This window comes from Glycomyces endophyticus (assembly GCF_039531525.1).
In the GTDB taxonomy this organism is placed as follows: Bacteria; Actinomycetota; Actinomycetes; order Mycobacteriales; family Micromonosporaceae; genus Glycomyces; species Glycomyces endophyticus.
Genome location: NZ_BAAAQF010000027.1, coordinates 70,867 through 95,048 on the forward strand (window position 1 = coordinate 70,867; position 24,182 = coordinate 95,048).

The 24,182-nt window shown below is 72.8% G+C and carries 18 protein-coding genes and 1 tRNA gene; 11 read left to right on the top strand and 8 right to left on the bottom strand.

The window, feature by feature from the left end:
• Positions 1–111 precede the first annotated feature (111 nt).
• Positions 112–402 (top strand): DUF1905 domain-containing protein, encoded by a 291-nt coding sequence (locus tag ABD419_RS23235; protein WP_344491938.1) that lies wholly within the window; start codon positions 112–114, stop codon positions 400–402.
• Positions 403–958: 556 nt separating this feature from the next.
• On the opposite strand, the gene leuA is transcribed toward ABD419_RS23235, so the two are convergent.
• The 3 genes from leuA to ABD419_RS23250 all read right to left on the bottom strand — a co-directional run bounded on the left by leuA (position 959) and on the right by ABD419_RS23250 (position 4,412).
• Entirely contained in the window at positions 959–2,680 is a 1,722-nt protein-coding gene (leuA, locus tag ABD419_RS23240) for a 2-isopropylmalate synthase (RefSeq protein WP_344491941.1), read from the bottom strand.
• Positions 2,681–2,920: 240 nt separating this feature from the next.
• Positions 2,921–3,499, bottom strand: coding sequence for a nitroreductase family protein (locus ABD419_RS23245; RefSeq protein ID WP_344491944.1), 579 nt, complete (start codon positions 3,497–3,499; stop codon positions 2,921–2,923).
• A 133-nt stretch (positions 3,500–3,632) separates the two neighbouring features.
• Positions 3,633–4,412, bottom strand: coding sequence for a hypothetical protein (locus ABD419_RS23250; protein WP_344491947.1), 780 nt, complete (start codon positions 4,410–4,412; stop codon positions 3,633–3,635).
• 130 nt (positions 4,413–4,542) lie between these two features.
• Here ABD419_RS23250 and ABD419_RS23255 point away from each other — a divergent pair, with 130 nt between their 5' ends.
• Entirely contained in the window at positions 4,543–5,808 is a 1,266-nt protein-coding gene (locus tag ABD419_RS23255) for an aspartate kinase (RefSeq protein ID WP_344491950.1), read from the top strand.
• Positions 5,809–5,810: 2 nt separating this feature from the next.
• Positions 5,811–6,878: an aspartate-semialdehyde dehydrogenase gene (locus ABD419_RS23260; protein ID WP_344491953.1), complete on the top strand. Its 1,068-nt coding sequence runs from the start codon at positions 5,811–5,813 to the stop codon at positions 6,876–6,878.
• 99 nt (positions 6,879–6,977) lie between these two features.
• Here the strand turns inward: ABD419_RS23260 and ABD419_RS23265 are convergent, their stop codons facing one another.
• Positions 6,978–7,763 (bottom strand): hypothetical protein, encoded by a 786-nt coding sequence (locus ABD419_RS23265; RefSeq protein ID WP_344491955.1) that lies wholly within the window; start codon positions 7,761–7,763, stop codon positions 6,978–6,980.
• Positions 7,763–8,707, bottom strand: a complete 945-nt coding sequence (locus ABD419_RS23270; RefSeq protein WP_344491958.1) for an ATP-binding cassette domain-containing protein — start codon at positions 8,705–8,707, stop codon at positions 7,763–7,765. Before ABD419_RS23270 ends, ABD419_RS23265 begins: the two co-directional genes overlap by 1 nt.
• A 260-nt stretch (positions 8,708–8,967) precedes the next feature.
• Between ABD419_RS23270 and ABD419_RS23275 the strand changes: the two genes are divergently transcribed.
• The 5 genes from ABD419_RS23275 to ABD419_RS23295 all read left to right on the top strand — a co-directional run bounded on the left by ABD419_RS23275 (position 8,968) and on the right by ABD419_RS23295 (position 16,252).
• Positions 8,968–10,710 (top strand): choice-of-anchor I family protein, encoded by a 1,743-nt coding sequence (locus tag ABD419_RS23275; RefSeq protein WP_344491961.1) that lies wholly within the window; start codon positions 8,968–8,970, stop codon positions 10,708–10,710.
• A 111-nt stretch (positions 10,711–10,821) separates the two neighbouring features.
• The gene (cysS, locus tag ABD419_RS23280) at positions 10,822–12,231 is read left to right on the top strand and encodes a cysteine--tRNA ligase (RefSeq protein ID WP_344491964.1); all 1,410 of its coding nucleotides are present in this window, start codon (positions 10,822–10,824) and stop codon (positions 12,229–12,231) included.
• 51 nt (positions 12,232–12,282) lie between these two features.
• Positions 12,283–13,293: a 23S rRNA (guanosine(2251)-2'-O)-methyltransferase RlmB gene (rlmB, locus tag ABD419_RS23285; RefSeq protein ID WP_344491967.1), complete on the top strand. Its 1,011-nt coding sequence runs from the start codon at positions 12,283–12,285 to the stop codon at positions 13,291–13,293.
• A 164-nt stretch (positions 13,294–13,457) separates the two neighbouring features.
• Positions 13,458–16,037, top strand: coding sequence for an Hsp70 family protein (locus ABD419_RS23290; RefSeq protein ID WP_344491970.1), 2,580 nt, complete (start codon positions 13,458–13,460; stop codon positions 16,035–16,037).
• A gap of 139 nt (positions 16,038–16,176) precedes the next feature.
• Positions 16,177–16,252: transfer RNA gene (locus ABD419_RS23295), tRNA-Thr, on the top strand.
• A 198-nt stretch (positions 16,253–16,450) separates the two neighbouring features.
• Here ABD419_RS23295 and ABD419_RS23300 read toward each other — a convergent pair.
• The gene (locus tag ABD419_RS23300; protein ID WP_344491973.1) at positions 16,451–18,196 is read right to left on the bottom strand and encodes an N-6 DNA methylase; all 1,746 of its coding nucleotides are present in this window, start codon (positions 18,194–18,196) and stop codon (positions 16,451–16,453) included.
• Positions 18,197–18,325: 129 nt separating this feature from the next.
• Here ABD419_RS23300 and ABD419_RS23305 point away from each other — a divergent pair, with 129 nt between their 5' ends.
• The 3 genes from ABD419_RS23305 to ABD419_RS23315 all read left to right on the top strand — a co-directional run bounded on the left by ABD419_RS23305 (position 18,326) and on the right by ABD419_RS23315 (position 22,991).
• Entirely contained in the window at positions 18,326–18,937 is a 612-nt protein-coding gene (locus ABD419_RS23305; protein WP_344491975.1) for a hypothetical protein, read from the top strand.
• A 438-nt stretch (positions 18,938–19,375) separates the two neighbouring features.
• Entirely contained in the window at positions 19,376–20,071 is a 696-nt protein-coding gene (locus ABD419_RS23310) for a hypothetical protein (protein ID WP_344491977.1), read from the top strand.
• A gap of 199 nt (positions 20,072–20,270) precedes the next feature.
• Positions 20,271–22,991, top strand: coding sequence for an AAA domain-containing protein (locus ABD419_RS23315; RefSeq protein WP_344491980.1), 2,721 nt, complete (start codon positions 20,271–20,273; stop codon positions 22,989–22,991).
• On the opposite strand, the gene ABD419_RS23320 is transcribed toward ABD419_RS23315, so the two are convergent.
• Both ABD419_RS23320 and ABD419_RS23325 read right to left on the bottom strand, forming a co-directional pair.
• On the bottom strand, positions 22,981–23,691 hold the full coding sequence (locus ABD419_RS23320) for a helix-hairpin-helix domain-containing protein (protein WP_344491983.1): 711 nt from the start codon (positions 23,689–23,691) through the stop codon (positions 22,981–22,983). The genes ABD419_RS23315 and ABD419_RS23320 overlap by 11 nt on opposite strands.
• Positions 23,688–24,182, bottom strand: a 495-nt coding sequence (locus tag ABD419_RS23325) for a tetratricopeptide repeat protein (RefSeq protein ID WP_425556175.1), incomplete at its 5' end; no start/stop codon positions are given. The genes ABD419_RS23320 and ABD419_RS23325, both read right to left, overlap by 4 nt.

The window sequence follows — 24,182 nt, forward strand, 5'->3', positions numbered from 1 at the left end:
CCGAGACGACTCGCCACCGGGAGTCCGCCACGCTGCGAGGTGGCTCCGGCCCGAGACCGGCCCGCCGCCCGAACGGGCCGGGGCGTCTCCCCGGGTTCGTATGCTCAGAGCATGGAACTGGAGTTCAGCGGCGAGATCTGGTACTGGCGCGGCCCGGCGCCCTGGTACTTCGTGACGGTCCCCGAAGCGGGCTGCCGGGAGCTCGCGGCCGCGTCGGCGGTGGTCAGCTACGGGTGGGGCATGATCCCGGTGACCGCCCGCATCGGCGAGACCGCCTGGGAGACCTCGCTGTGGCCCAAGGACGGCCGCTACATCGTCCCTTTGAAGGCGGCCGTTCGGAAGCGTGCCGGCGGCCTCGACGAGGGCGACGAGGTGGCCCTGCGGTTGTCCCTCGATCTTTGAGCGGGCCCGACTCGAGCGGTGTTCGTGCGGGCGGTCGGCCTCGTCAGGCCGGCCGCCCGCGTGCTCCGCGCGGAGCGGGTTGCCATCGGCGGGGACCCGAGCGCGAGTGGTCTCTCGCGCCGATCGGGCCCTGGTATGGAGCGACGTTTCGCGAATCCCCTTGTTGTCGCCGCCATCCCGCCGATAGCGGATGACGTTTTTGCTATCTACTACAACAGGTACGGCATGCAAGTGTCGAATGCGAAGAAGCTACTTGTGGATAACTCTGTGTGTATCCGCGTCTTCGCAGCTCACAGGGGTGTGGACAAGTCCGGGACGCCGCTGGGGCGGGCCGCGATGCGGCCCGCCCCAGCGGGTTCTTGCGCTACTTGGTCGCTGCTGCCGGACCGGCGCCGCTGGTCGCGGCGTCGTCGGCTGGGGCCGCCTCGTGGGCGGCCGTGCGCTTCGGCGGCTGGTCGTTCGGTGTCTCGACCGTCTCGGCGACCTCGCCGGGGCCAGCGGCCCCGGCGATGATCAGGTTGAGCGGCGCGGAGGCCCCGCTCGCGGGACGGCTCGGTCAGGAGCGGTTGTAGGCGCTGGCCACGGCGCGCATCGTCGCCAGGACGATGTTCGGGTGGACGCCCGCGCCCCAGACGGTCCGGCCGTCGATCGCGCACTCCACATAGGAGGCCGCCTGGGCGTGCTGGCCGGCGGACAGGGCGTGCTCTGCGTAGTCGAGGACCTCGACGTGGACGCCCACGGTCGACAGGGCGTCGGTGAACGCCGACAGCGGGCCGTTGCCGGTGCCGGAGACCTTCTGCTCCACGCCGTCCAGGACGATCGTGGCGTCCAGGTTCAGCTTCTCGTCGGCGTAGGTCGTGTCGTGGTCCTCCACGACCAGGCGCGTGCGCGGCTGGTACTCCGGGTGGTACTCGCTGCGGAAGACCTCGTGGATCTCCTCGGTCGAGATTTCCTTGCCGGTAGCGTCGGTGCGCCGCTGGATCGCCTGGCTGAACTCGATCTGCATGCGCCGCGGCAGGTCGAAGCCGTACTCGCTCTGCATGACGTACGCGACGCCGCCCTTCCCGGACTGCGAGTTGACGCGGATGACCGCCTCGTAGGTGCGGCCGACGTCCTTCGGGTCGATCGGCAGGTACGGGACGCCCCAGGCGAAGTCGTCGACCACGACGCCCGCGGCGACCGCGTCGGCCTCCAGGTGCGCGAAGCCCTTCTTGATGGCGTCCTGGTGCGAACCGGAGAACGCCGTGTACACCAGGTCGCCCGCGTACGGGTGCCGCTCGTGGACCGGCAGCTGGTTGCAGTACTCGACGGCGCGCTTGATCTCGTCGATGTTGGAGAAGTCGATCTTCGGGTCGACGCCCTGGCTGAACAGGTTCAGGCCCAGCGTGACCAGGCATACGTTGCCGGTCCGCTCGCCGTTGCCGAATAGGCAGCCCTCGACACGGTCCGCGCCGGCCTGCACGGCCAGTTCCGCGGCGGCCACGCCCGTGCCGCGGTCGTTGTGGGGGTGCACCGACAGGATCAGGGACTCGCGGTTCGGCAGGTTGCGGTGCATCCACTCGATGGAGTCCGCGTACACGTTCGGGGTCGCCATCTCCACGGTCGCCGGCAGGTTCACGATCAGCGGCCAGTCCGGGGTGGGCTGGATGACCTCGGCGACCTTCGCGCACACCTCGACCGCGTAGTCCAGCTCGGTGCCCGTGTACGACTCGGGGGAGTACTCGTACCGGATCGCCGTGTCAGGGGTGTGGATGTCCTTGTACTTCAGGCACAGCCGCGCGCCCTGCGTCGCGATGTCGGTGATGCCGTCCCGGTCCAGGCCGAACACGACGCGACGCTGGAGCACCGACGTCGAGTTGTAGAAGTGCACGATCGCCTGCTTCGCGCCGCGCAGGCTCTCGAACGTCCGCTCGATCAGGTGCTCGCGGCATTGCGTCAGGACCTGGATCGTGACGTCCTCGGGGATGAGGTCCTGCTCGATCAGCATCCGCACGAAGTCGAAGTCGGTCTGCGACGCCGACGGGAAGCCGACCTCGATCTCCTTGTAGCCCATGGAGACCAGCAGCTGGAACATCTTCTTCTTGCGGTCGGGGGTCATCGGGTCGACGAGCGCCTGGTTGCCGTCGCGCAGGTCCACCGCGCACCACACCGGGGTCGTGTCGACCACCTTGTCGGGCCAGGTGCGGTCGGGCAGCGACACCTGGAACTGGGACTGGTACGGCTGGTAGCGCTTCACGCGTTCGGCGAACGGCGCGGAGGAAGACGGGGAAGAGGTCACGGATGCTCCTGTGGAATGTCGCTGGCGGTCGAGGTCTGTTGACTGATCCAGCCGGCATGCGAAAACCCGCGGCAGGGGAGCCGACCTAGTTGGCCCCGCCGCGGCAGATAAGGAGCATGGAACACCGCATGACCCCGCGAGCGTACACCGCGGAACCGACACCGGTCGATCCCGCCGCCCGGATCGTGGGACGGCGCGGCGTCCGCGTCCGGAATCCGACAGGCCCGGCGGACGCGCCCGCTACGGGCGGATGAGCAGGTCGTCGACGTCCAGGCGCACCCGCGCGTTCCGGTCCGGACCCGCCACCGAGTCCGCCAGCCCCGCCGGGTCCCCGGGGACGCCGATCGCGGCCACCGTCGTCGGCACCAGCGGCGCGGCCAGGTCGAACTCCGCGGCCAGCGCCGCGGCGTCGAAGCCGCCCATCTGCCGGACCGTCAGGCCCTCCGCCGCCGCCTGGAACGTGAGGTGCGCCATGGCCTGCCCGAGGTCGTACATCGCGTGCGACAGCGGGCCCTTCGCGTTCGCGTCCGTGCGCACCGCCACCAGCAGCGCCGACGCGTGCGACGCCCAGTCCCGGTTCCCCGGGTTCAGGCAGTCGAGGACGCGCTTGAACTCGCCCGTGTCGCGCCGGGCGACCAGGAACCGCCACGGCTGCGTGTTGCCCGCGCTCGGCGCCCAGCGGGCGGCCTCCAGGAGCGCGGCGAGCTGCACGTCGTCGAGGTCCACGTCCGGTGCGAACGCCCGCGTCGAGTGGCGGGACGCCAGCAGCGGGTGGATGGGGACCGCGGTCGCGGCGTGGCGGTCGATGGGTGCGTTCATGCGCGCTCCTTCAGTGGCAGCGGAGCCCGCCGCCGGCGCCCGCGGAGGGCGGCCGGTCCGGGCAGGTCGGCGTCGTCGCCACCGTTCATGGTGCCACGCTCCGCAGCCGGAACCGCACCTCCTGTCGCTTTCCTTACTCTCCGGTCGCCGGATCGGGGGACGGGCTGGGGGACGCCGCGGCGCCCTCCGGCGGCGTCCCCGACGCGGTCGCGGACGGGTCGGGGGTCGGGGTCGGCTCGGGCGGCGCCTCGGCGCCGAGGGGCTCCTCGGCGACGACGTCGCCCGGCAGCTCGACCGTGGCGGCGGGCGCCGCGGGCTCGCCGTCGAGTTCGAGCGTGCCGAACTCGTCGCTCGCGACCGAGAGGATCGTCCCCGCCTGGTCGAGGCACCACTCGCCCGGCGGCATCGGCGTGTCGACGACGACCGTGTTGGGCGTCAGCGTGAAGCAGTCGCCGTCCTGGGAGACCGAGAACGGGATGCGGCGGTCCAGGAGCTGCGGCAGCCACTCGATGAACGGCCGCTGCACGCGCGGGTCGAGGTCGCGCGGGATCTCGCCGGTGATGCCCGCGATCTTCACGCACCGCCCGGCCGCGCACTGGAAGAACCCGCCGGTCGTCCACGCCACGGTCACGTCGACGGTCCCGCCGAGCGCCCAGTCGGGGACGTCGACCCGCCACGTCCCGTCCTCCGCCGCCCACACCGTGACCGTGCCGCCCTCGGACCACGTGTACGCGGCGGTGAAGTCCGCGTCGAGGGCCCTGGTCGCGCGCCCGATCATCGTCGCCTGCGCGCTGTGCCGCCGCGGCGGCTCCTCGGGCGGGTCCTCGGCCGTCGCGGTCCCGCACCCCGCGAGCCCCAGCACCGCCGTGGCCGTGAGCGCCGCCACTGTCCGCTTCGTCCATCTCGTTCCCACCGGCCGATTCTCTGTCCCGGCACCCGGAACGACCTGGCGACACACCGGTACGCGCAGCTAAGGTGACATGGCCGCCCCTCGGCGGGCGGCCCGGAATGTCACGCGAGACATGAGCGAGTGAGGTGAAACCGTGGCGCTAGTCGTGCAGAAGTACGGCGGTTCATCGGTCGAGAATGCCGAGCGCGTCAAGCGCGTCGCCGAGCGAGTGGTCGCGACGCGAAAGCAGGGGGACGACGTCGTCGTCGTCGTCTCCGCCATGGGCGACACCACCGACGAGCTGCTCGACCTCGCAGCCCAGGTCTCCCCCGTGCCCGAGCCCCGCGAGCTCGACATGCTGCTCACCGCCGGCGAGCGGATCTCCATGGCGCTGCTGGCGATGGCGATCAACAACCTCGGCTTCCAGGCCCGGTCCTTCACCGGCTCCCAGGCGGGCATGATCACCACGGCCGCGCACGGCGTCGCCCGCATCATCGACGTCACCCCCGGCCGCATCCGCTCCTCGCTCGACGAGGGGTTCATCACGATCGTCGCCGGGTTCCAGGGCGTCAGCCAGGACACGAAGGACATCACCACCCTCGGCCGCGGCGGCTCCGACACGACCGCGGTCGCGCTCGCCGCCGCCCTCGAAGCGGACGTGTGCGAGATCTACACCGACGTCGACGGCGTCTACTCCGCCGACCCGCGCATCGTCCCGAACGCGCAGAAGCTCGACACGATCACGTTCGAGGAGATGCTGGAGATGGCCGCCTCCGGCGCGAAGATCCTGCACCTGCGCTCAGTGGAGTACGCCCGCCGGTACGGGCTTCCGCTGCACGTCCGCTCGTCGTACTCGACCAAGACCGGCACGATCGTGTCGGGTTACATGGAGGAGCTGCCCGTGGAGCAAGCACTCATCAGCGGCGTCGCGCACGACCGCTCCGAAGCGAAGATCACCGTCACGCGCGTGCCCGACAAGCCCGGCGCCGCGGCGTCGATCTTCCAGGTGATCGCCGACGCCGAGATCGACATCGACATGATCGTGCAGAACGTGTCGACCGCCGGGAACGGCCACACCGACATCTCGTTCACGCTGCCGAAGGAGTCAGGTCCCAAAGGCACCGAGGCGCTCAAGAAGCACCAGGACGCGATCGGCTTCGAGAAGCTCATCTACGACGAGAACATCGGCAAGGTGTCCCTCATCGGCGCGGGCATGCGCTCGCACCCCGGCGTCACCGCGAACTTCTGCCAGGCGCTCGCCGACGCGGGCGTGAACATCGAGATCATCTCGACCTCGGAGATCCGCATCTCGGTGGTGTGCCGCGACACCGACCTCGACGCCGCGGTGCGCGCCGTCCACGACAAGTTCGAACTCGGCGGCTCCGAAGCGGCCGTCGTCTACGCGGGGACGGGGCGGTAGCCATGGCGCGCAAGCTGAACGTCGCGATCGTCGGCGCCACCGGCGTCGTTGGATCGATCATGCGCCGGCTCATCGCGGCCGAGCGCGGCAACTGGGGCGAGATCCGCCTCATCGCGTCGGCCCGGTCCGCCGGGAAGCAGCTCGACGTCGGGGACGAGACCCTCACCGTGCAGGCCATCGGCGCAGAGGCGTTCGACGGGATCGACATCGCGCACTTCGACCTCCCCGACGAGGTCAGCGCCGAGTGGGTGCCCGTCGCCGCCGCGAAGGGCGTCGTCGTCATCGACAAGTCCGGGCACTTCCGCATGGACCCCGAGGTGCCGCTGGTGTGCCGCGAGGCGAACCCGGGCGAGGCCGCGAACCGGCCCAAGGGCATCATCGCGAACGCGAACTGCACCACGCTCGCGCTCATCCCGACGCTCGCGGCCCTGAACGCCGAGTTCGGGCTCGTCTCCATGTCCGTGGCCTCCTACCAGGCCGCGTCCGGCTCCGGCAAGGAAGGCCTGGAGGCGCTGTACGCGCAGCTGCAGAAGATCGCCGGCGTCGAAGGGCTCGGCACCGCCGGCCACGACCTGCGCTCGGTCCTCGGCGAGGAGTTCGACGCGCCGTTCGGGGCGCCGCTCGCGCTCAACGTCGTGCCGAAGGTCGGCGGCTGGAAGGACGACGGCTGGACCAGCGAGGAGCTGAAGGTCCGCAACGAGTCCCGCAAGATCCTCGGCCTCCCCGACCTCAAGGTCGCGTCCACGTGCGTGCGCGTGCCCGTCGCGGTCGGCCACTCCCAGGTCGTGCACGCGACGTTCGACCGCGAGGTCACCGTCGCCGACGCGCACCGCGTCCTCGGCGCCGCCGACGGCGTCGACCTCGTCGACGACCCCGCGAACGGCGTGTTCCCCATGCCGATCGACTCCGCGGGCCGGACCGGCACCCAGGTCGGGCGCATCCGCCAGTCCGTCGACTTCCCGAACTCCCTGGAGTTCTTCGTCGTCGCCGACAACCTCATGAAGGGCGCGGCCCTCAACTCCATCGAGACCGCCGACCTCGTCCGCCGCGAACTCGAAGCGGCGCAGTAGCCGGCGCGAACGCGATGCGGCCCCGGGCGGAAGCCCGGGGCCGCTCTCGTCGCGCGACGGGTGCGGTGCGCGACCGGGGAGGTCGGTCGTCGTGCGGGCCTACGCGTCCCGCTTCTTGAACAGGACCCAGGCCGCCGTGAGGATCAGGGCCGCGAAGAGCGCGAACACGCCCCCCGCGCCCCAGCGCGTGAACAGGTCGAAGTCGGGGGACTCGGGGCCGAACTCCGGCGCCGCGAGCTCCATCATCCGGGCCCCGTCGGTGAACGGCAGGAACTTCACGACCGGCACCAGCCAGTCCAGGGCCGGGATCGTCGACAGGCCGAAGATCATGTTCTCGATGATGAGCGGCATCAGGAAGATCACCACCAGCGCCGACGGCACGCCCCGGAACAGCAGGCCCAGGCCGAAGCCGACCAGGACGTACAGCAGCACGTACAGGACGTACCCGATCATCGACGTCCCCAGCGGGTCCTCGAACAGGCCCGGGGCCTCGCCCCACACCACGTAGACCACGCCCAGGTTGATGCCCATCTGCACCAGGGTCACGATGAGCGTCGTCGTCAGCACCACCGCGAGCTTCGCGACGATGAGGCGGTTGCGCTGCGGCAGCGACGTCAGCGTCGGCTGGATCGTGCCGTGCCGGTACTCGTGCCCGCACGCGAAGATCCCGATGATCGCCATGAACACCGCCAGGAACGGCAGCCCGAACCCGGCCGCGCCGTTCAACGCGATCCACACGACCTCGGAGCTGATCGGGTCGTTGCGGCCCGCCACCCCCAGCAGGACCGCGACACCGGTGGTCACCAGCAGACCGGTCCCGATGAGCCAGTACGTGGAGCGCAGCGTCAGCAGGCGCGTCCACTCGAAACGAAGGGCGTCGAGCATCAGAGGGCCTCTCCTTCAACGGCGGCCGGGGCGGCGGCGCGGACGGGTTCCTTGGCGACGAACTGCTCCGACGCGCCCGTGGCGGACATGAACGCCTCCTCCAGGGAGGCCCGGCGCGTCGACAGCTCGTGCAGCTCGACGCCGCCGGCGAACGCCAGGTGGCCGACCTTCCCGATCTCCAGGCCGGACACGACCAGCGCGTCGCCCTCCGAGACGACGTCGGCGCCCTCGGACTTCAGGGTCTCGGCGAGGCCCGCGGTCTCGGGGCCGCGCACGACCACCTGCGACTGCGTGAACTCGCGGACGAACGTGTCCACGTCGCCGTTGAAGATCATCGTGCCGCGGCCGATGACGACGAGCTCGTCGGCCATCAGCTGCATCTCCGAGAGCAGGTGGCTCGACACGAAGATGGTGCGGCCCTCGGCCGCGAGCGTCTTGAGCACGTCGCGCATCCAGTGGATGCCGTGCGGGTCGAGGCCGTTCGTCGGCTCGTCCAGCAGCAGCGTCCGCGGGTCGCCCAGCAGGGCCTGCGCGAGGCCGAGGCGCTGCGCCATGCCCAGGGAGTAGCCCTTCGGCTTCTTCCGCTTGACGTCGCCGAGGCCGACGAACTCCATCACCTCGTCGACCCGCTTGTCGGCGATCCGGTTCGCCGCGGCGAGCATCCGCAGGTGGTTGCGGGCCGAGCGCGTCGGGTGGAACGGCTTGGCCTCCAGCAGCGCGCCGACCTCGTTCATCGGGCGGCGGATCGTGCCGAACCGCTGCCCGTCGAAGAGGGTCTCGCCCTCGCCGTGGTCGAGGCCGAGCATCAGGCGCATGGTGGTGGACTTCCCGGACCCGTTGGGGCCGAGGAATCCGGTGACGACGCCCGGGCGGACGTCGAACGAGAGGTGGTCTACGGCGACCGTCTTCCGGTACCGCTTGAACAGACCCTTCGCGGTGATCATGGGTCTCCGATCGGGGATCGCAGGTCAGGGACGCGCTCAGTCTAGAAGCGCGAGGACCCCGCGCACATGGGCGCGCGGACCGATTCCGGGGTCGTCCCCAAGGAGGAGAGACCCCCTCCGACCGGTACCGGGGTACTACCCGGACCCCGATTCGCGCCTCGCTGTTCATGCCCCGTTTCCCCGGCGCTCCGCGAAGGGACCGCTTTCCTCGGTGGACTGGGGGCCGTCACCCCTTTCCCCCGAGAAGTCAGGAAGCAGCTGTGCACAAGCGACTGCTCGTACCCGCGCTCGCGGTCGGGCTGGCGGCGCTCGCCGTTCCCGTGCCCGCGCTCGCGCAGGACGAACCGGCCCTCGACCTGTCGGTCCTGGGCACCTACTCGACCGGCGTGTTCGCGGAGGGCGCCGCCGAGATCGTCGCCTACGACCCCGGCACGAAGCGCGTGTTCGCCGTGAACGCCGAGGCCGGCGTGGTCGACGTCATCGACGTGTCCGACCCCGCGAACCCGGTGAAGCACGCCGTCATCGACGCCGCCGACGCGCTCGGCCAGGCCGGCGCGACGGTGAACTCCGTGGCCGTCAGCGGCGGCCTCGTGGCCGTCGCCGTCGAGGCCCCCGAGAAGACCGACCCCGGGTGGGTCGCGTTCTTCGACACCGACGGCGTCTTCGCCGACGCCGCGCAGGTCGGCGCCCAGCCCGACTCGATCGCGTTCACCCCCGACGGGTCCAAGGCCGTCACCGCCGACGAGGGCGAGCCCAGCGACGACTACGGCGTCGACCCGGTCGGCACCGTCTCCATCGTCGACGCCGCCACATACGACGTCGCCACCGCGGACTTCACCGCCTGGGACGAGGCCTCCCTGCCCGAGGGCTTCCGGATCTTCGGCCCCGACCTCACCGGCGACGACGCCGTGCAGCGGGCGATCGAGCCCGAGTACGTGACGATCGCCGACGACGCCACCGCGTACGTCACCCTCCAGGAGAACAACGCGATCGCCGTCGTCGACCTCGCCGCCGGCGAGGTCGCCGAGCTCCTCCCGCTCGGCGCGAAGGACCAGTCCGCCGAGGGCAACGGCCTCGACGCGTCCGACAAGGACGACGCCGTGAACGTCGCCTCCTGGCCCGTCCAGGGCCTGTACCTGCCCGACGGCGTCGACGCGTACGCCGCCGGCGGCGAGACCTACCTCGTCACCGCCAACGAGGGCGACGTCCGCGAATGGGGCGAGTACACCGAGGAGGCCCGCGTCAAGGACCTCGAACTGTGCGAGGGCGCGTTCGGCGGCGCCGACCTCGCCGAGCTCCAGGCCGACGAGAACCTCGGCCGCCTCAAGGTCACCGACACGCTCGGCCGGACCGAGGACGGCTGCTACGACGAGCTGTACGCCTTCGGCGGCCGCTCGTTCTCCATCTGGTCCGCCGACGGCGAGCTCGTCTTCGACTCCGGCGCCGAGTTCGAGCAGCGGCTCGCCGCGGCCGAGGCCGCGAACTTCAACGCCGACAACGAGGCCAACGACCTCGACGACCGCTCCGACGACAAGGGCCCCGAGCCCGAGGCCGTCGCCGTCGGCCAGGTCGGCGACCGCACCTACGCGTTCATCGGCCTCGAACGCCAGGGCGGCGTCATGGTCTACGACGTCACCGACCCCGCGGACGCCGTCTACGTCGACTACGTCAGCAACCGCGACTTCGCCGCCGAGCCCGCCGCCGGCGCCGGGGGCGACCTCGGCCCCGAGTCGATCGCGTTCGTCGCCGCCGCGGACTCCCCGACCGGGCGCCCGATGCTCGCCGTCGGCAACGAGATCTCCGGCACCACGACCCTGTGGGACGTCGCCGGCGAGGGCGTCCCCGGCGGGGGCGACCCGACCGGCGGCCCCAGCGACGACCCGTCCGGCTCCGGGGTCCTCCCCACGACCGGCACCGGCGCCACCGGGCTCCTCCTCGGCCTCGCCGCGGTCCTCGCGATCGGCGGCGCCGCCCTGGTGATCGCCAGGCGCCGCACCGCATAACGGCACCGAATCGAAGGGCCCCCGGCACCGCCGGGGGCCCTTTCCGTTCGCGGCCTTGACACGCGGCCCTCGGGGCGCTATGCGCGGGCCCCGGTTGTCTAGACTTGACGCGTGAGCCTGCGACTGTACGACACCGGCACCCGTTCGATCCGCGACTTCCAGCCCCGGAACCCCGGCCGCGTCGGCGTGTACCTGTGCGGCCTCACCGTCCAGGGGCCCCCGCACATCGGGCACCTGCGCTCCGGCGTCTCCTACGACGTCCTCATCCGCTGGCTGCGCCGCTCCGGCTACGACGTCACGTACGTGCGCAACGTCACCGACGTCGACGACAAGATCCTCGTCCGCGGCGAGGAGCAGGGCCGCCCCTGGTGGGCCATCGCGTACGAGAACGAGCGCCGCCTCGCCGAGGCCTACCACTCCCTGAACGTCGCGCCCCCCACGTACGAGCCCCGCGCGACCGGGCACATCACCCAGATGATCGACCTCATCTCGGCGCTCGTCGACCGCGGCCACGCGTACGCCACCGACGCCGGCGACGTGTGGTTCTCCGTCGCCTCCTGGTCCGACTACGGGCAGCTCTCGCACCGCCGCCCCGAGGACATGCTGTCGAGCGCCGAGGCCGGCGCCAAGCGCGACTCCCGCGACTTCGGCCTGTGGAAGGCCCACAAGCCCGGCGAGCCCGAGGACGCCGCCTGGACCTCCCCGTGGGGCCCCGGGCGCCCCGGCTGGCACATCGAGTGCTCCGCGATGGCCCGCCGCTACCTCGGCGACGCCTTCGACATCCACGGCGGCGGCACCGACATCATGTTCCCCCACCACGAGAACGAGCTCGCGCAGTCGCGCGCGGCCGGCCTCGGGTTCGCGAAGTACTGGGTGCACAACGGGATGCTCAACCTCTCGGGCACCAAGATGTCGAAGTCCCTCGGCAACACGCTCTCCGTCGCCGCCCTCGGCGAGAAGGGCTTCACCGCCGCCGCGATCCGCTACTACCTCACCAGCGTCCAGTACCGGTCGCCCGTCGACTTCTCCGAGGACGCCCTCGCCGAGGCCCAGTCCGCGTGGGAGCGCCTCTTCAACTTCGTACACCGTACGGCCGAGGCGCTGGGGGCCGAGTCCCTCATCGGCGGCGCCCTCGCCCCCGAGTTCACCGCCGCGATGGACGACGACCTGAACACACCCGCCGCCGTCGCCGTGATCCACGACATGGCCCGCGAAGGCAACGCCGCCCTCGACGCCGCCGCGAACCATGGCGACGACGCCGCCGCGGCCCGCGTCGGGGCCGGAGTCCGAGCTATGCTCGACCAGCTCGGCCTCGACCCGCTCGACCCGCACTGGGACGACCCGGGGGACGCGAAGCTCACCGGCGCGGTCGACGCGCTCGTGAAGCTCGCACTCGAACAGCGCGCCGACGCCAGGGCCCGCAAGGACTACGCGGCTGCCGACCGCATCCGCGACGACCTCGCGCACGCCGGCATCACCGTCAAGGACACCCCTCGCGGTCCCGTGTGGACCGTGGACTAGGCGATCGCCTACCCGCAGACGACGACCGACACCACTGGGGAACTTGAACCGATGAGCACCAAGGGCGGGCACCCGAACCGTCGCAAGACCAGCAAGGCCGGCCCGAAGATCGGCTCCGGCGGGGGCAAGAAGGGCCTGGCCGGCAAGGGCCGCACCCTCAAGGCCGCCGACCGCCCCTGGCACAAGGAGTACACCGGGGACGACAAGCCCCAGAAGACCCAGCGCAAGCAGGCCACCGAGCGCGCCAAGGCCGCCGCCGAGGGCCGCACCACCAACATCGGCAAGGTCCGCCCCCGCACCCAGCAGACCCGCCGCCGCGACGACGAGCCCGAGCTCATCCTCGGCCGCAACCCCGTCCTGGAGGCCCTCCGCGCGAAGGTCCCCGCGACCGCGCTCTACGTGGCGTTCGGCACCGAGCTCGACGAGCGCGTCGCCGAGTCCGTGCGCCTCGCCGGCAACCGCGACCTCCCCATCAAGGAGCTCGCCCGCCGCGACCTCGACCGCCGCACCAACAATGCCCTCCACCAGGGCATCGGCCTCCAGATCGAGCCCTACGAGTACGCCGAGTTCGAGGACCTCCTCGAGATCAGCCAGACCTCCGGGACCGCGCCGCTCCTGGTCGCCCTCGACGGCGTCACCGACCCGCGCAACCTCGGCGCGATCATCCGCTCCACCGCCGCGTTCGGCGGTCACGGCCTCGTCATCCCGTCCAAGCGCGCCGCCTCCGTGACGGCCGTCGCCTGGCGCACCTCCGCCGGCGCCGCCGCCCGCCTGCCCGTCGCGAAGGTCGTCAACCTCACCCGCACCATCCAGGCCTGCCAGAAGGCCGGGTTCATGACCGTCGCCCTCGACGGCGGCGGCGACGTCGACGTGTTCGACCTCCCGGTCGCCACCGACCCGCTCCTCATCGTCGTCGGCGACGAGGGCAAGGGCGTCTCCCGGCTCGTCGCCGAGACCTGCGACCACCGCGCCGGCATCCCGATCTCCGGCGAGGTCGAGTCGCTGAACGCCTCCGTCGCCGCGTCCATCGCCCTCGCCGAGGTCCAGCGCCAGCGCCGCTAGCGGCGCCGGGCCGCGCCTCCGGCGGGCCGTGCGCGCGGCAAGCGGATGCACGGCCGGCCCCGCCGCCGGAGGGCCACAACGGGTGATCCCGTGCCAGCGCGATTCGCGCCGCCGCATTAACCTGAAACGATCCCGCACGCCCTAGCCCCCGGAGCTGCACCCGTATGCCGGCCGATTACCTGCTCAGCGTCGACCTCGGTACCTCGCACACCGTGGCCGTGGTGGTGTGGCCCGACGGCCGCACGCGACCGCTCCTGTTCGACGGGTCGCCGGTGATGCCCTCGGCCGTCTTCCTCGACCCCGCCGGGACGCTCCACACCGGCAGGGACGCCGAGCGCCTCGCGCTCACCGCCCCCGAGCGGTTCGAGCCGAACCCGAAGCAGCGCATCTCCGACCGCACGATCCTGCTGGGGGACCGGGAGCTCCCGGTGACGGCGGCGTTCGCGGCGATCCTCTCCCGGGTGGCGCGCACCGCGATCGAAGCGGTCGGGCACCTCCCGAACGCGGTCCTGACGTGCCCCGCCGCGTGGTCGGAGCAGCGCCGCGCGGCCCTGCACGACGCGGCCGCGCAGGCCGGCTACCGGCCCGTCAAGATCATCACCGAGCCGGTGGCGGCCGCCCACTACTACACGTCGCGCCTGTCGCACCAGGTCGGCGCGGGCCAGCCGCTCGCCGTGTTCGACTTCGGCGGCGGCACGCTCGACATCGCCGTGCTGGAGCGGTGCCCGGACGGGTCGTTCGGCGTCCTCGCCGACGGCGGCCTGCCCGACCTCGGCGGCCTCGACTTCGACGCGGCCCTGGTCGCGCACATCGGCGCCACCGTCAAGCAGCGCGAGCCGGAGATCTGGAAGCGGCTCGAGAACCCCAACGGCGCTTCGGAACTGCGCAACCGGCGGGAGCTGTGGGAGGAGGTGCGGGCCGCGAAGGAGATGCTGTCGCGCTCCTCGGTCGCGCCCGTCACCGTCCCGGACATGGCGCAGTCGCTGCACCTGACCCGCGGTGAGCTGGACCAGATCTCGCGCCCGCTGCTGGCCCGGGCGATCGCCGAGACCCAGCGGGTCCTCGGGCTCACCGGGCGCCGCCCCGAGCAGCTCGCGGGCCTGTTCCTCGTCGGCGGGTCCTCGCGGATGCCGATGGTGTCCAAGATGCTCCACGAGGGGCTCGGGATCGCGCCGACGGTGCTGGAGCAGCCGGAGCTGCCGGTCTCCGAGGGCGCCGCGCTCGCCCTGACGTCGTCCGCGCCGGTGACCCCGCCGGCCCCGATGCCCTCCCCGCCGCCGCAGCTGACGGCCCCCTCGCTGGGGCTGCCGCCGGTGACGGGCTCCGACCAGACGGTGCAGCTGCGCCGCGGCGACGACAGGACCCCGCCGTCGCCGCCCCGCCGCGGCACCGAGTACAAGGCCCGCCGCATCCCTCCGAAGTGGATCGCGATCGGGGTGACCGCGATCGTGCTGGTCGCGGCGATCACCTTGGGCGCCTGGTGGTTCCTGAACCCGTACAAGCAGCGCCCGTTCGCGGAGGAGCTGCGCGAGGTCGGTTCGGCCGAGGCCCTGGACGGCGAGGTCGACGACGGCATCTACGAGGTCCGGTCGGTCGGCGACCGGTCCGCGATGTTCTACACGACGTCCTCTTCGGACGCCTCCGGGCAGGAGCTGCACGTCCGCGCCGTCGACAACCGCTCGGGCGAGCTGCTGTGGGACGGCGAGCAGGTGCTCCCGGGCGCGGGCTGGAACAACGCCTACTTCGTGTCCGAGGAGCTCATCGCGTTCTCCCAGGAGGTCGAGGCGGGCGGCGAGTACCGGTTCGTGTTCCTCGACTGGGAGACCGGCGAGGTCCGCAACACCGTCACCAGCGCGGCCCGCGACGCGGCCCGCTCCGGCGACCTCCTCGTGGTCGGCCCCTTGGGCGGCAGCGGGTTCGAGGTCTACGACGCGGCCGGGGAGCAGGTCTCCTCGTGGTCGTTCGAGTCGGACGTCACGGTCGCCCAGTGGAGCCTGGTCGGCACGCCCGACGACATCGCGCACCCGACCGAGCTCGCCAACGGCGACGGCCGGCTGTGGGCGGTCACCAGCAACAACGTCTCGCACGTGTACGACCTGGAGTCCGGTGAGGCGGTGGCCTCCAAGGAGATCGAGACCGTCGACGACGTCTACTACGCCTGGAACGGGTTCCTGTACGTCGCGGTCGACAAGGAGACCGGGTACGACCTGAACGTGTACGACGTCGAGGACCTCTCCCAGGTGCAGAACATCGAGATCGAGGTGGATGGGACCATCGCGCCCGAGGCGATCACCGTGTGCGGCGAGACCCTGGTGTGCGTGGGCGACCTCGTGCCGGAGCAGACCGACGCGTACCAGTGGCACGTGTACGACGCGGACAAGGAGAAGATCGTCCACGACTTCGACGACCGCGAGTACGGGTGGATCGAGCCGCTCGGCAACCGGATCCTCGCGGAGTACTTCGCGGGCGACGACATCCGGACCCAGATCTACAACCAGAACTTCAAGACCGTCAACAACAACCTCGAAGAGACCTTCGACCCGATCGACGGCGGCAGCGCCCTCACCTGGCCCGGCCGCTCGACGTTCGGGACCGCGGTCGGCAACGTGAGCGGCCTGGGCCGCGACGGGTCCGTCGTCGACCTGCGCATCGACCTCGAGGTCCTCGCCTGCGACGCCTCGGAGACCCGCCTCGCCTGCCTGACCCCGGCCGGGTCGCAGATCTACTCCTTCAGAGACGAGTAGCGGCCCCGCCGGCCTCCGCCCGGCCGACCGGTCCCCGGGCGCTTCGCGGCCCGATCCGGGTGCGGTGTTCCGGGGGTCGGGCCGGTGATCGGGGGTCGGCTAGAATCGATCCGTCTCGCTGGGATAACGGCGCTGACCGGCCGCTGTAGCTTTAACGGTAGAGCAACTGTCTTGTAAACAGTAGGTTGCGGGTTCGAATCCTGTCAGCGGCTCCATGCTCAGGCTCCACCCCAGGTGGCAGCCCCGCAGTACGAACCAACGGCCGGGCGAAAGCCCGGCCGTTGAACATTCATCGAACATGCCGTCAGCCCCGTTCGGTCTTCCGCTGCGCGGCCCGAAGCAATCCTCCCGAACGAGGCGGGACGAGCCGGCCCGCCGCCTCCGGAGGAGTTGCAGGCGGGCACGGTGCGGGGTCAGTCCTGTGTCGTGACCGCTCCCGACACCAGGCCCGCGGCCGCTTCCGCGGCCAGCGACTCGGCTTGGCGGCCTGCGAGGGTCAGGGCCGAGCGCACCGCTTCGAGCTGCGCGAACGCCGCGCCGCGGCGGTGCTGGTCGGCGAGGGTGAGGCGGGGGATCTTCACCGAGAGGATGCGGCGCTTGGCGCCGGTGGCGGTCCGCTTGGAGGCGGCGGGGAGGCGGGCGGCCAGGGCGGCCGCTATCCAGCCGAGGTCGACCGTGGGTTCGCAGGTGATCGTCCACTGGGTCTCGGCGGCGTCGGCGCGGGTGCCGAGGCGGACCGGGGGTTCGCCGATCGGGTCGACGATCACGCAGCGGGCGTCACCGGGCTCGCCGCCGGGCGCGACCACCAGGTGGCCGTCTCGTTCGAGGTCGCCGAGGCTGGTCTCCGGGGCCGACTGCTCGGGGCCGGCGCCGAAGCGGGGGAGCGGCTGCTCGGCGATCTCGCCGAGGCGCACGCTCAGCTGCGCGACCGCGCCCGCGAGGTCCTCGGCGCCGCCCGTGGTGCTCGTCAAGTAGACCGCGGGGGAGACGTCGACGTCCTCGTCCCACAGGCGCATGAGCGGCACCGTCACCGAGTCGGCGGTGGCGATCGGGGCGTCGGGGGCCGCGGAGAAGTCCTGCCAGGTCCGGTCGAAGTCGCGGCCGTTGGAGACGAGGAGCTGGCTCGTCTCGCCGCGCGGGGCCAGGATCCAGATGTGCGCCTTGGCCTCCGGGTGGTCGACGACCGCGCGGAGCGCCCCCCAGCGGAGGAGCTCGGAGCGGATGCGGCGGCCGGAGCGGCGGTGCGCGACCTGGGCGGGCATGCGCACGACCGCGTGCCCGCCGGGGGCGAGGAGGGCGACGCAGTGGAGGGCCCAGGCGAGTTCGGGCTCGGTGCGGGGCGGGGTGCCGTAGGCGAGGCGGGGGTCGTCGCCGTCGGGGAGGCGGTCGTAGCCCCAGTCCTTGACGTTGAACGGCGGGTCGCAGACGACGAGGTCGTAGCGTTCGGCGGGTAGGGAGGCGAGGAGCGAGTCCCCTACGCGCGTGGTCACTTCGGTGGAGTCCCTGGTGCGGCTGAGGCGCCGGAGCGCGTCGTCCTGGAGGCGGAGGCGCCGCCCGGCGATCGCGGCGCGGGTCGCGGAGAGGTCCTGCCCGGCGAGGGCCTTGCAGGGGGCGAGGCGGGCGGCGACCGCGGCGAGGAGGTCGCCTTCGTCGCAGGCCGGGTCGAACACGGACTTGCCGATGCGGTCCTCGGTGCGCTCGCCGCTCACCGCGGCCGCGATGTCGGCGAGGGGCGCGATCCCCGGGGGCACGCCGGTGCCGGCCGCCTCGCGGGCCCGTTCGATGAAGAACTCGAACAGGTCGGCCGCCGGGGTCGCCTCGGCGAGGGCCCGCACCTCCGCCGCGAGGGCGGCGTCGCCGCGGCCGTCGAACGCCGCCGCGACCGCCTCCAGGGCCGCCTCGGCCGTCGAGTGGGCGCTCGACAGGCGGAACCAGAGCCGGTCGGCGCCGGTGACGTGCAGGGAGCGGCCGTGGGTCTCGGCCCAGGACTCCAAGGCGGACAAGGAGAAGCGGGGGCGGCGGGAGGAGTCGTCGACGGGGGCGGGGAAGTCGGGCTCTCGGCGGCGCCAGTTGCTGACGGCGTTGCGGCCGACCGCGGCGAGGCGGGCCAGGTCGGTCAGCGTGATGGTCTCGCCTGGGCCGGCGTCACGGGTGGTCATGCGGGCTCCTGTCTTGATTTATCGAATCGTAACCCACCCCGCGTTGCGCGGGCTCGACACAGTCTACTAGTCTCGTGAAGTAACTTCACAAGCTTCCATCAATGAACGACACCCCACGGAAGGTTTCCCATGAACATCGAATTCCCCGAGATCTCGAAGCGCCTCCTCGCAGCCGGCGGCGCCGCCCTCATCGCGCTCGCGGCCCTGTCGGCGTGCAGCGCCGGGGGCGACACCGACTCCGGGAGCGACGACACCGCGGCCGACGAGACGACGGTCGAAGCGGCCGCCGAGGAGCAGGAGGAGACCGCGACCGGCGACGGCACCAGCCCCGAGGCCCCCCTCCCGGCCGGCTCCGCCGTCGAGATCGGCGACTGGACCATCACCGTGGCCGACGTGGCGCTCGACGCCACCGACGCGGTCATGGCCGAGAACGAGTTCAACACGCCTCCGGCCGACGGCAACACCTTCGCCACGTTCACGATCGACGGCACCTACAACGGCACCGAGACCGGCAGCCTGTGGCTCGACGCCACCGTCGGGATCTGGGCCGACGGCGTCATGTCGGAGACCTGCTCCAACATCGTCGCCAACGACATCATCGACGTCGCCGACGTGACCGCGGGCGGCACCGCCTCCGGCGCCACCTGCGCCGAGTACGCGGCCGACGCCGCGAGCACCCTCGTCTACGTCGAGGACATCTGGTCCCTCGACGGCACCGTGTACTACATCGAGATCGGCTAATGCCGCACCCTCGGCCAGCGCGGCCGGGGCCCCGAGACCGGAGGGCGCGGCGACCATTGGGCGGAACCCGCGCCCTCCTTTTCCGGGACGGCATACCCACCCGAACGGCGGTCCTGACCGGACCGCATACCCACCCGGACCGCGGTCCCGACCGGATCACCGCCCTACCCGGACCCCGGTGCCGAACCGAACGGGCGCAACGGAACTGCCCGGAACCCGTAACAATCCTTGCTGCTTGACCGAATTGCAACCATCGTGATCCTGGTCATGAGCGCTGGCGCACGTTCGCGGAAACGCGACGGAGCCCCAGGTCAACGAGCTGCCGAACCCGAATGTGACGACGCCTGCCGCGTCCGTAGTCGCCGGCTCCGCATATCTTCACGTCGAACTCAGGAGCGCCGTTCGACCCGACGAGCGGTGCCGCACAGAAAGCAGCCAATGAACACGAAACTCGGACCCTTCCGCCGCCTGCTCGCCGTCGGCGGCATCGGCCTCGCCGGCGCCATCGCACTCACCGGCTGCGGCATCCTCGACGACGCGGGCTCGGACACCGACACCACCGAGGTCAGCGGCGAGCAGGTCGACGCGGCCGCCGAGGCCGCGGCCGGCGACTGCCTGCCGTACGAGGTCCTCTCCGAGGACCCGGCCGTCTTCGAGGTCGCCTGCGACGACGCCACCGCGTTCTGGACCATCACGAACATCGTCGCGGACCCGGACGTCACCGCCGCGGGCGGCGACATCGCCGACACCCAGGCCATCTACGACACCTGCGGCGAAGAGGTCGGCGCGTACGTCCCCGGCAAGCCGTGGACCGACTGGAACATGATCTACGACGTGACCACCGGCGCCGTCGACTACCTCTTCTGCATCGAGGCGCTCGACCAGCCGAACGCCGAGGGCAAGACCCCCGTCACCCCTGACACCGGCGACTGCATGTCCAGCAGCGACACCGAGTGGTACCAGGTCGACTGCGCCGACGCCGCGGCCGACACCACCGTCACCGACGCGATCGTCTTCGACACCGCCGAGTGGGCCGCCCCCGACATCGAAGGGGCCGCCGCGAACTGCGCCGCCGGCTACTACGAGCTGAGCGACCAGTTCGGCCGCACCTCCGGCGTCCTCTGCATCGAGTAGCAGGACCCTCCCGCCAGGGACGAGACACCCCCGCGCCGCGCGGGGCACCGGACAGGCCCCGGGGCACCTCCCGCCCCGGGGCCTTCCGCATGCCCGCGTCCGGGCGCGCACGCGACCCCGCGCCGAGACGCCGCGACCGCCGCCGCCCGAGCCCGCTTTCGCCCGCCGCCCCGTCGTCCCCCGGCCGTACACTGCCGCCATGGACCCCGCCCGCATCCTCACCGCCCTCGCCGACCTCGCCCCGGTCAACAAGACCGCCGCGACCGGCGTCGAGGAGGTCGGCCAGAACGCCGCCTGGGGCGGCAGCCTCACCACCGTGCCCGGCGCCGCCGACCTCGCCGCCCACGACGAGCTCCACCGCGACGAGCGGCTCCTGCGGCAGGGCTGGGGCGTCGTCACCGGGACGCACGTCGTCGACGGCCGGCGCCGCCGCATCGCCGTCCCGCTCGTCACCCGGCCCGTGCGCCTCGACGTCGCCCTGACCGAGCCGTTCGACCACAAGATCGTCCCCGCCGGCGACCTCGCCTTCCACCCCGCGCTCGCCGGGACCGAGCACGCCGCCCGCCTCGCCGCCGTCCTCGCCCCCGAACGCGCCGGCGGCGACCTCGACGACCCCGCCTGGCTCCTCGCCGCCGCCACCGCCGCCGGGTACGCCGTCGCCGCCGTCGTCCACCGCGCCGAACCCGAGTCGCCCCGGCCGGTCGTCCTCGCCCGCTCCGTCGTCTACGTCGCCGGCCCCCGCACCGAGTCCGGGCCCATCGGCCAGAGCCTCCACGACTGGGCCGGCCGCCCCGGCCTCGCCGGCACCGCGCTCGCCGCGGTGTACGGCACCGCCGACCTCCCCGACGCCGCCCCCGGGCCCGACGCCGCCGTCCGCTCCCCGCTGCCCCTCAACCGCGAGCAGGCCGCCGCCGTCCGCAGCGCCCGCACCGCCCCCGTCACCGTCGTCGCCGGCGCGCCCGGGTGCGGGAAGAGCCACACGCTCGCCGCGATCGCCCTCGACGCCGTCGCCGCCGGGCGGTCGGTGCTCATCGCCACCCAGTCCGTCCACGCCGCCGACGTCCTCGCCGGGCTCCTCGCCCGCCACCCCGGCCCCGAGCCGATGATGTTCGGCGACACCGAACGCGGCGGCACCGCGCTCGCCGACCTCGGAGAAGCCCTGCCCCCCAAGGCCGTCGAGGCCGCCCGCCGCGCCGCCGCCGACGCCCTCGGCCTCCTCGAGCGGGTCGAGCACGCCGTCGAGACGCGCCTCGACATGGAGGAGCGCCGCCGCCGCGCCCTCGACGCGCCCGTGTTCCTCCTCGACGACTTCCCCGGCCTGCGCGACGCCGACCCCGACGCCGTCGCGGCCGCCGCCGAGCGCACCCGCGGCGACGGCGGCTGGCCCTGGACCCGCTGGCGCCGCCGCAGGGCCCGCCGGGACCTCCAGCGCCTCGCCGGGACCGCCGCCGACTCCGACGCGCTCCAGCGGTGCCTCGGCATCGCCCGCGACGTGCAGGCCATGACCCGCCTCGCCGCCGAAGGCGGCCCCCGCCTCGAACCCCTGTGGCGCAACCTCGCCCAGGCCGACGACGAGGCCGCCCGCACCGCCGGCGCCGCCCTCCGCGCCGAGACCGCCGCCGCCGACCGGCGCGACCGCAAGGCCGCCAGGGCCCTCGGCGAGCTCAACGCCGCGCGCCTCCGCGGCGACCGCGCCCAGCGGCGCGCCGTCCTCGACCACGTCGACGCCGCCTCGCTCCTGCGCGCCCGCCCCCTGTGGATCGGCACCGCCGCCGACGCCGAGACCGTCCTGCCCGCCCGCGCCGGCGCGTTCGACCTCGTCATCATCGACGAGGCCAGCCACGTCAACCAGCTCCGCGCCGCGCCCGTCCTCGCCCGCGCCAAGCGCGCCGTCGTCGCCGGGGACCCCCGCCAGCTCAAGTTCGTGTCCTTCGCCTCCGACGCGCGCCTCCGCGGCGTCCTCGAACGCCAAGGGCTGCAAGGGCTCGAAGCGCGCCTCGACACCGGGCGCGTCAGCCTCTACGACCTCGCCTGCGGCGCCGGGCCCGTCGTCGAGCTCACCGAGCACCACCGCAGCGTCCCCCACCTCATCGGGTTCTCCGCCGCGAGGTTCTACGGCGGGCGCGTCCGGCCGATCACCGCGCACCCGCGCGTCCAGCAGACCGACGCCATCACCGTCCACCGCGTCGCCGCGGCCGCCGCCGACGAGGACGGCGTCATCGGCGCCGAGGTCGACCGCGCCCTCGACCTGCTCGAAGGGCTCGTCGCCGCCGGCGACCGCGGCCTCGCCGTCCTCTCGCCGTTCCGCGCCCAGGCCGAGGCCCTCGAGGCCGCCGTCATGAAGCGCTTCGACCTCGAGGCGATCCGCGCCCACCGCATCCGCACCGGGACCGTCCACGCGTTCCAGGGCAGCGAGTCCGAGACCGTCGTCGCGTCCCTCGGCGCCGCCCCCGGCGACCCCGCCGGGCGCAAGCGGTTCCTCGCCGGCGCGAACCTGTTCAACGTCATGGTCACCCGCGCCCGCGAGCACCTCCACGTCGTCACCGCCCTCGACGACCCCGGCGGGCTCGTCGGCGAGTTCCTCGACTACGCCGACCGCGCCCCCGCCGCCGTCCCCGGCGACGGCGCCGAAGGGAGGTGGCGCACCGAGCTCGCCGCGGCCCTCTCCGGCGCGGACGCCGCCGTCCGGCACGGATACCCCGTGGGGCACTGGAAGATCGACCTCGTCGTCGGCGAGGGCGACGCCGCGTTCGGCGTGCTGTGCGACGTGCACCCCGACGGGCCCCGCGCCCACCTCGACCGGCAGCGCGCGCTGCGCCGCGCCGGATGGCGCCTGGTCGACGCGTTCCCCTCCGCGTACACCGACGACGCGGCCCGCGCCGCGGTCGCCGTGCTCGCGGAGCTCCGGGTCAGGGGATGAAGACGCAGTACTCGCGGAGGTGGTGCTCGAACGTCGGGCTGATCTCGATCACCAGCATCACCTCGCCGAGGCTCGCGAACGGCCCCGACCGCTCCACCCACTCCTGGATCTGGCGGGCGCTGCGCTCGGTCACGCCCGGGAGGGACGTGAGCAGGTGCAGGGGCGCGTGGTTGACGTCCACGAGGCCGCCGTCGTCGAACTGCCGCGGCAGGTCGGGGCGGCCGATGGCGAGGCGCTTGGCGAGCATCGGGTCCGCCTCGGCGGTGCGGCGGGCCTGGTCGCGAAGCTTCCGGGCCCGGTCGAGGACCTCGGCGTTGGAGAGCTGCGCGACGGGGACCTGCGGAGGCGCGCCGACGGGGAACACGGCGGGCCGGATCACCAGGAGGTGCGCGGTGCCGCCGATCGCGGCGAGGAACCAGGACGTGTAGATGAGGACGTCGCCCCAGAGCGGCGTCTTGTCGGCGAAGGTCCCCATGACGAGGCACGAGGCCGACAGCAGGGCCGAGTGCACGACGAGCGCGGCGAGCACGAGGTTGTCGCGGCGCCGCGCGAGCGCGATGGCGAGCATGACCGGGGCGGCGTAGCCGCAGGTGAACAGGGGCGAGAGCGCCCACAGGTAGGTGCCGGTGCGGCCGACGCGGTGCGCGATGAGCCGCTTCTGCTCGTCGATCGGGGGGACGTAGGGACCGGGGGCGGTCATCGAGGAGGACTCCCAGGCGAGGCGGTGGGCTGGGTCGGCCGCCCGTGGCCGGCCTGGGGCGGCGCGGACCAGGCCCGAAGCAGCCGTTCGGCTTCGATCGTATCGGCATCGGCGGAGCCGAGCGCGGCGGCCATGTCCCGGACGAGTCCGCCGAGGCGGCGGTGGGCCTCGGGGCCGTTGCCGACGGCCGCGAGCATGTCGATCTCGACGCGGCGGGAGCGCAGGACCGGGCGGGCGCGCTCGCCCATGAGGCGGCGCTGGCGCTCGATGACGCTGGAGAGCCCGGCGAGCGCGCTGGCGGCGTTCCCCATGGCCGCCAGGCACTGCGCGGCCCGGACCTGGCAGTGGAGGGCGAGCGCGGGGTCGGGGGTCTCGTTGTCCTTGGCGAGCGCGCGGAACGCGGAGAGCGCGGTGCCGTAGTCGCCGGTGGCGTAGGCGTGGTCGGCCTGGGCGATGCGCTCGGCGGCGCGGTCGGCGGCGGGAGCGGCGTC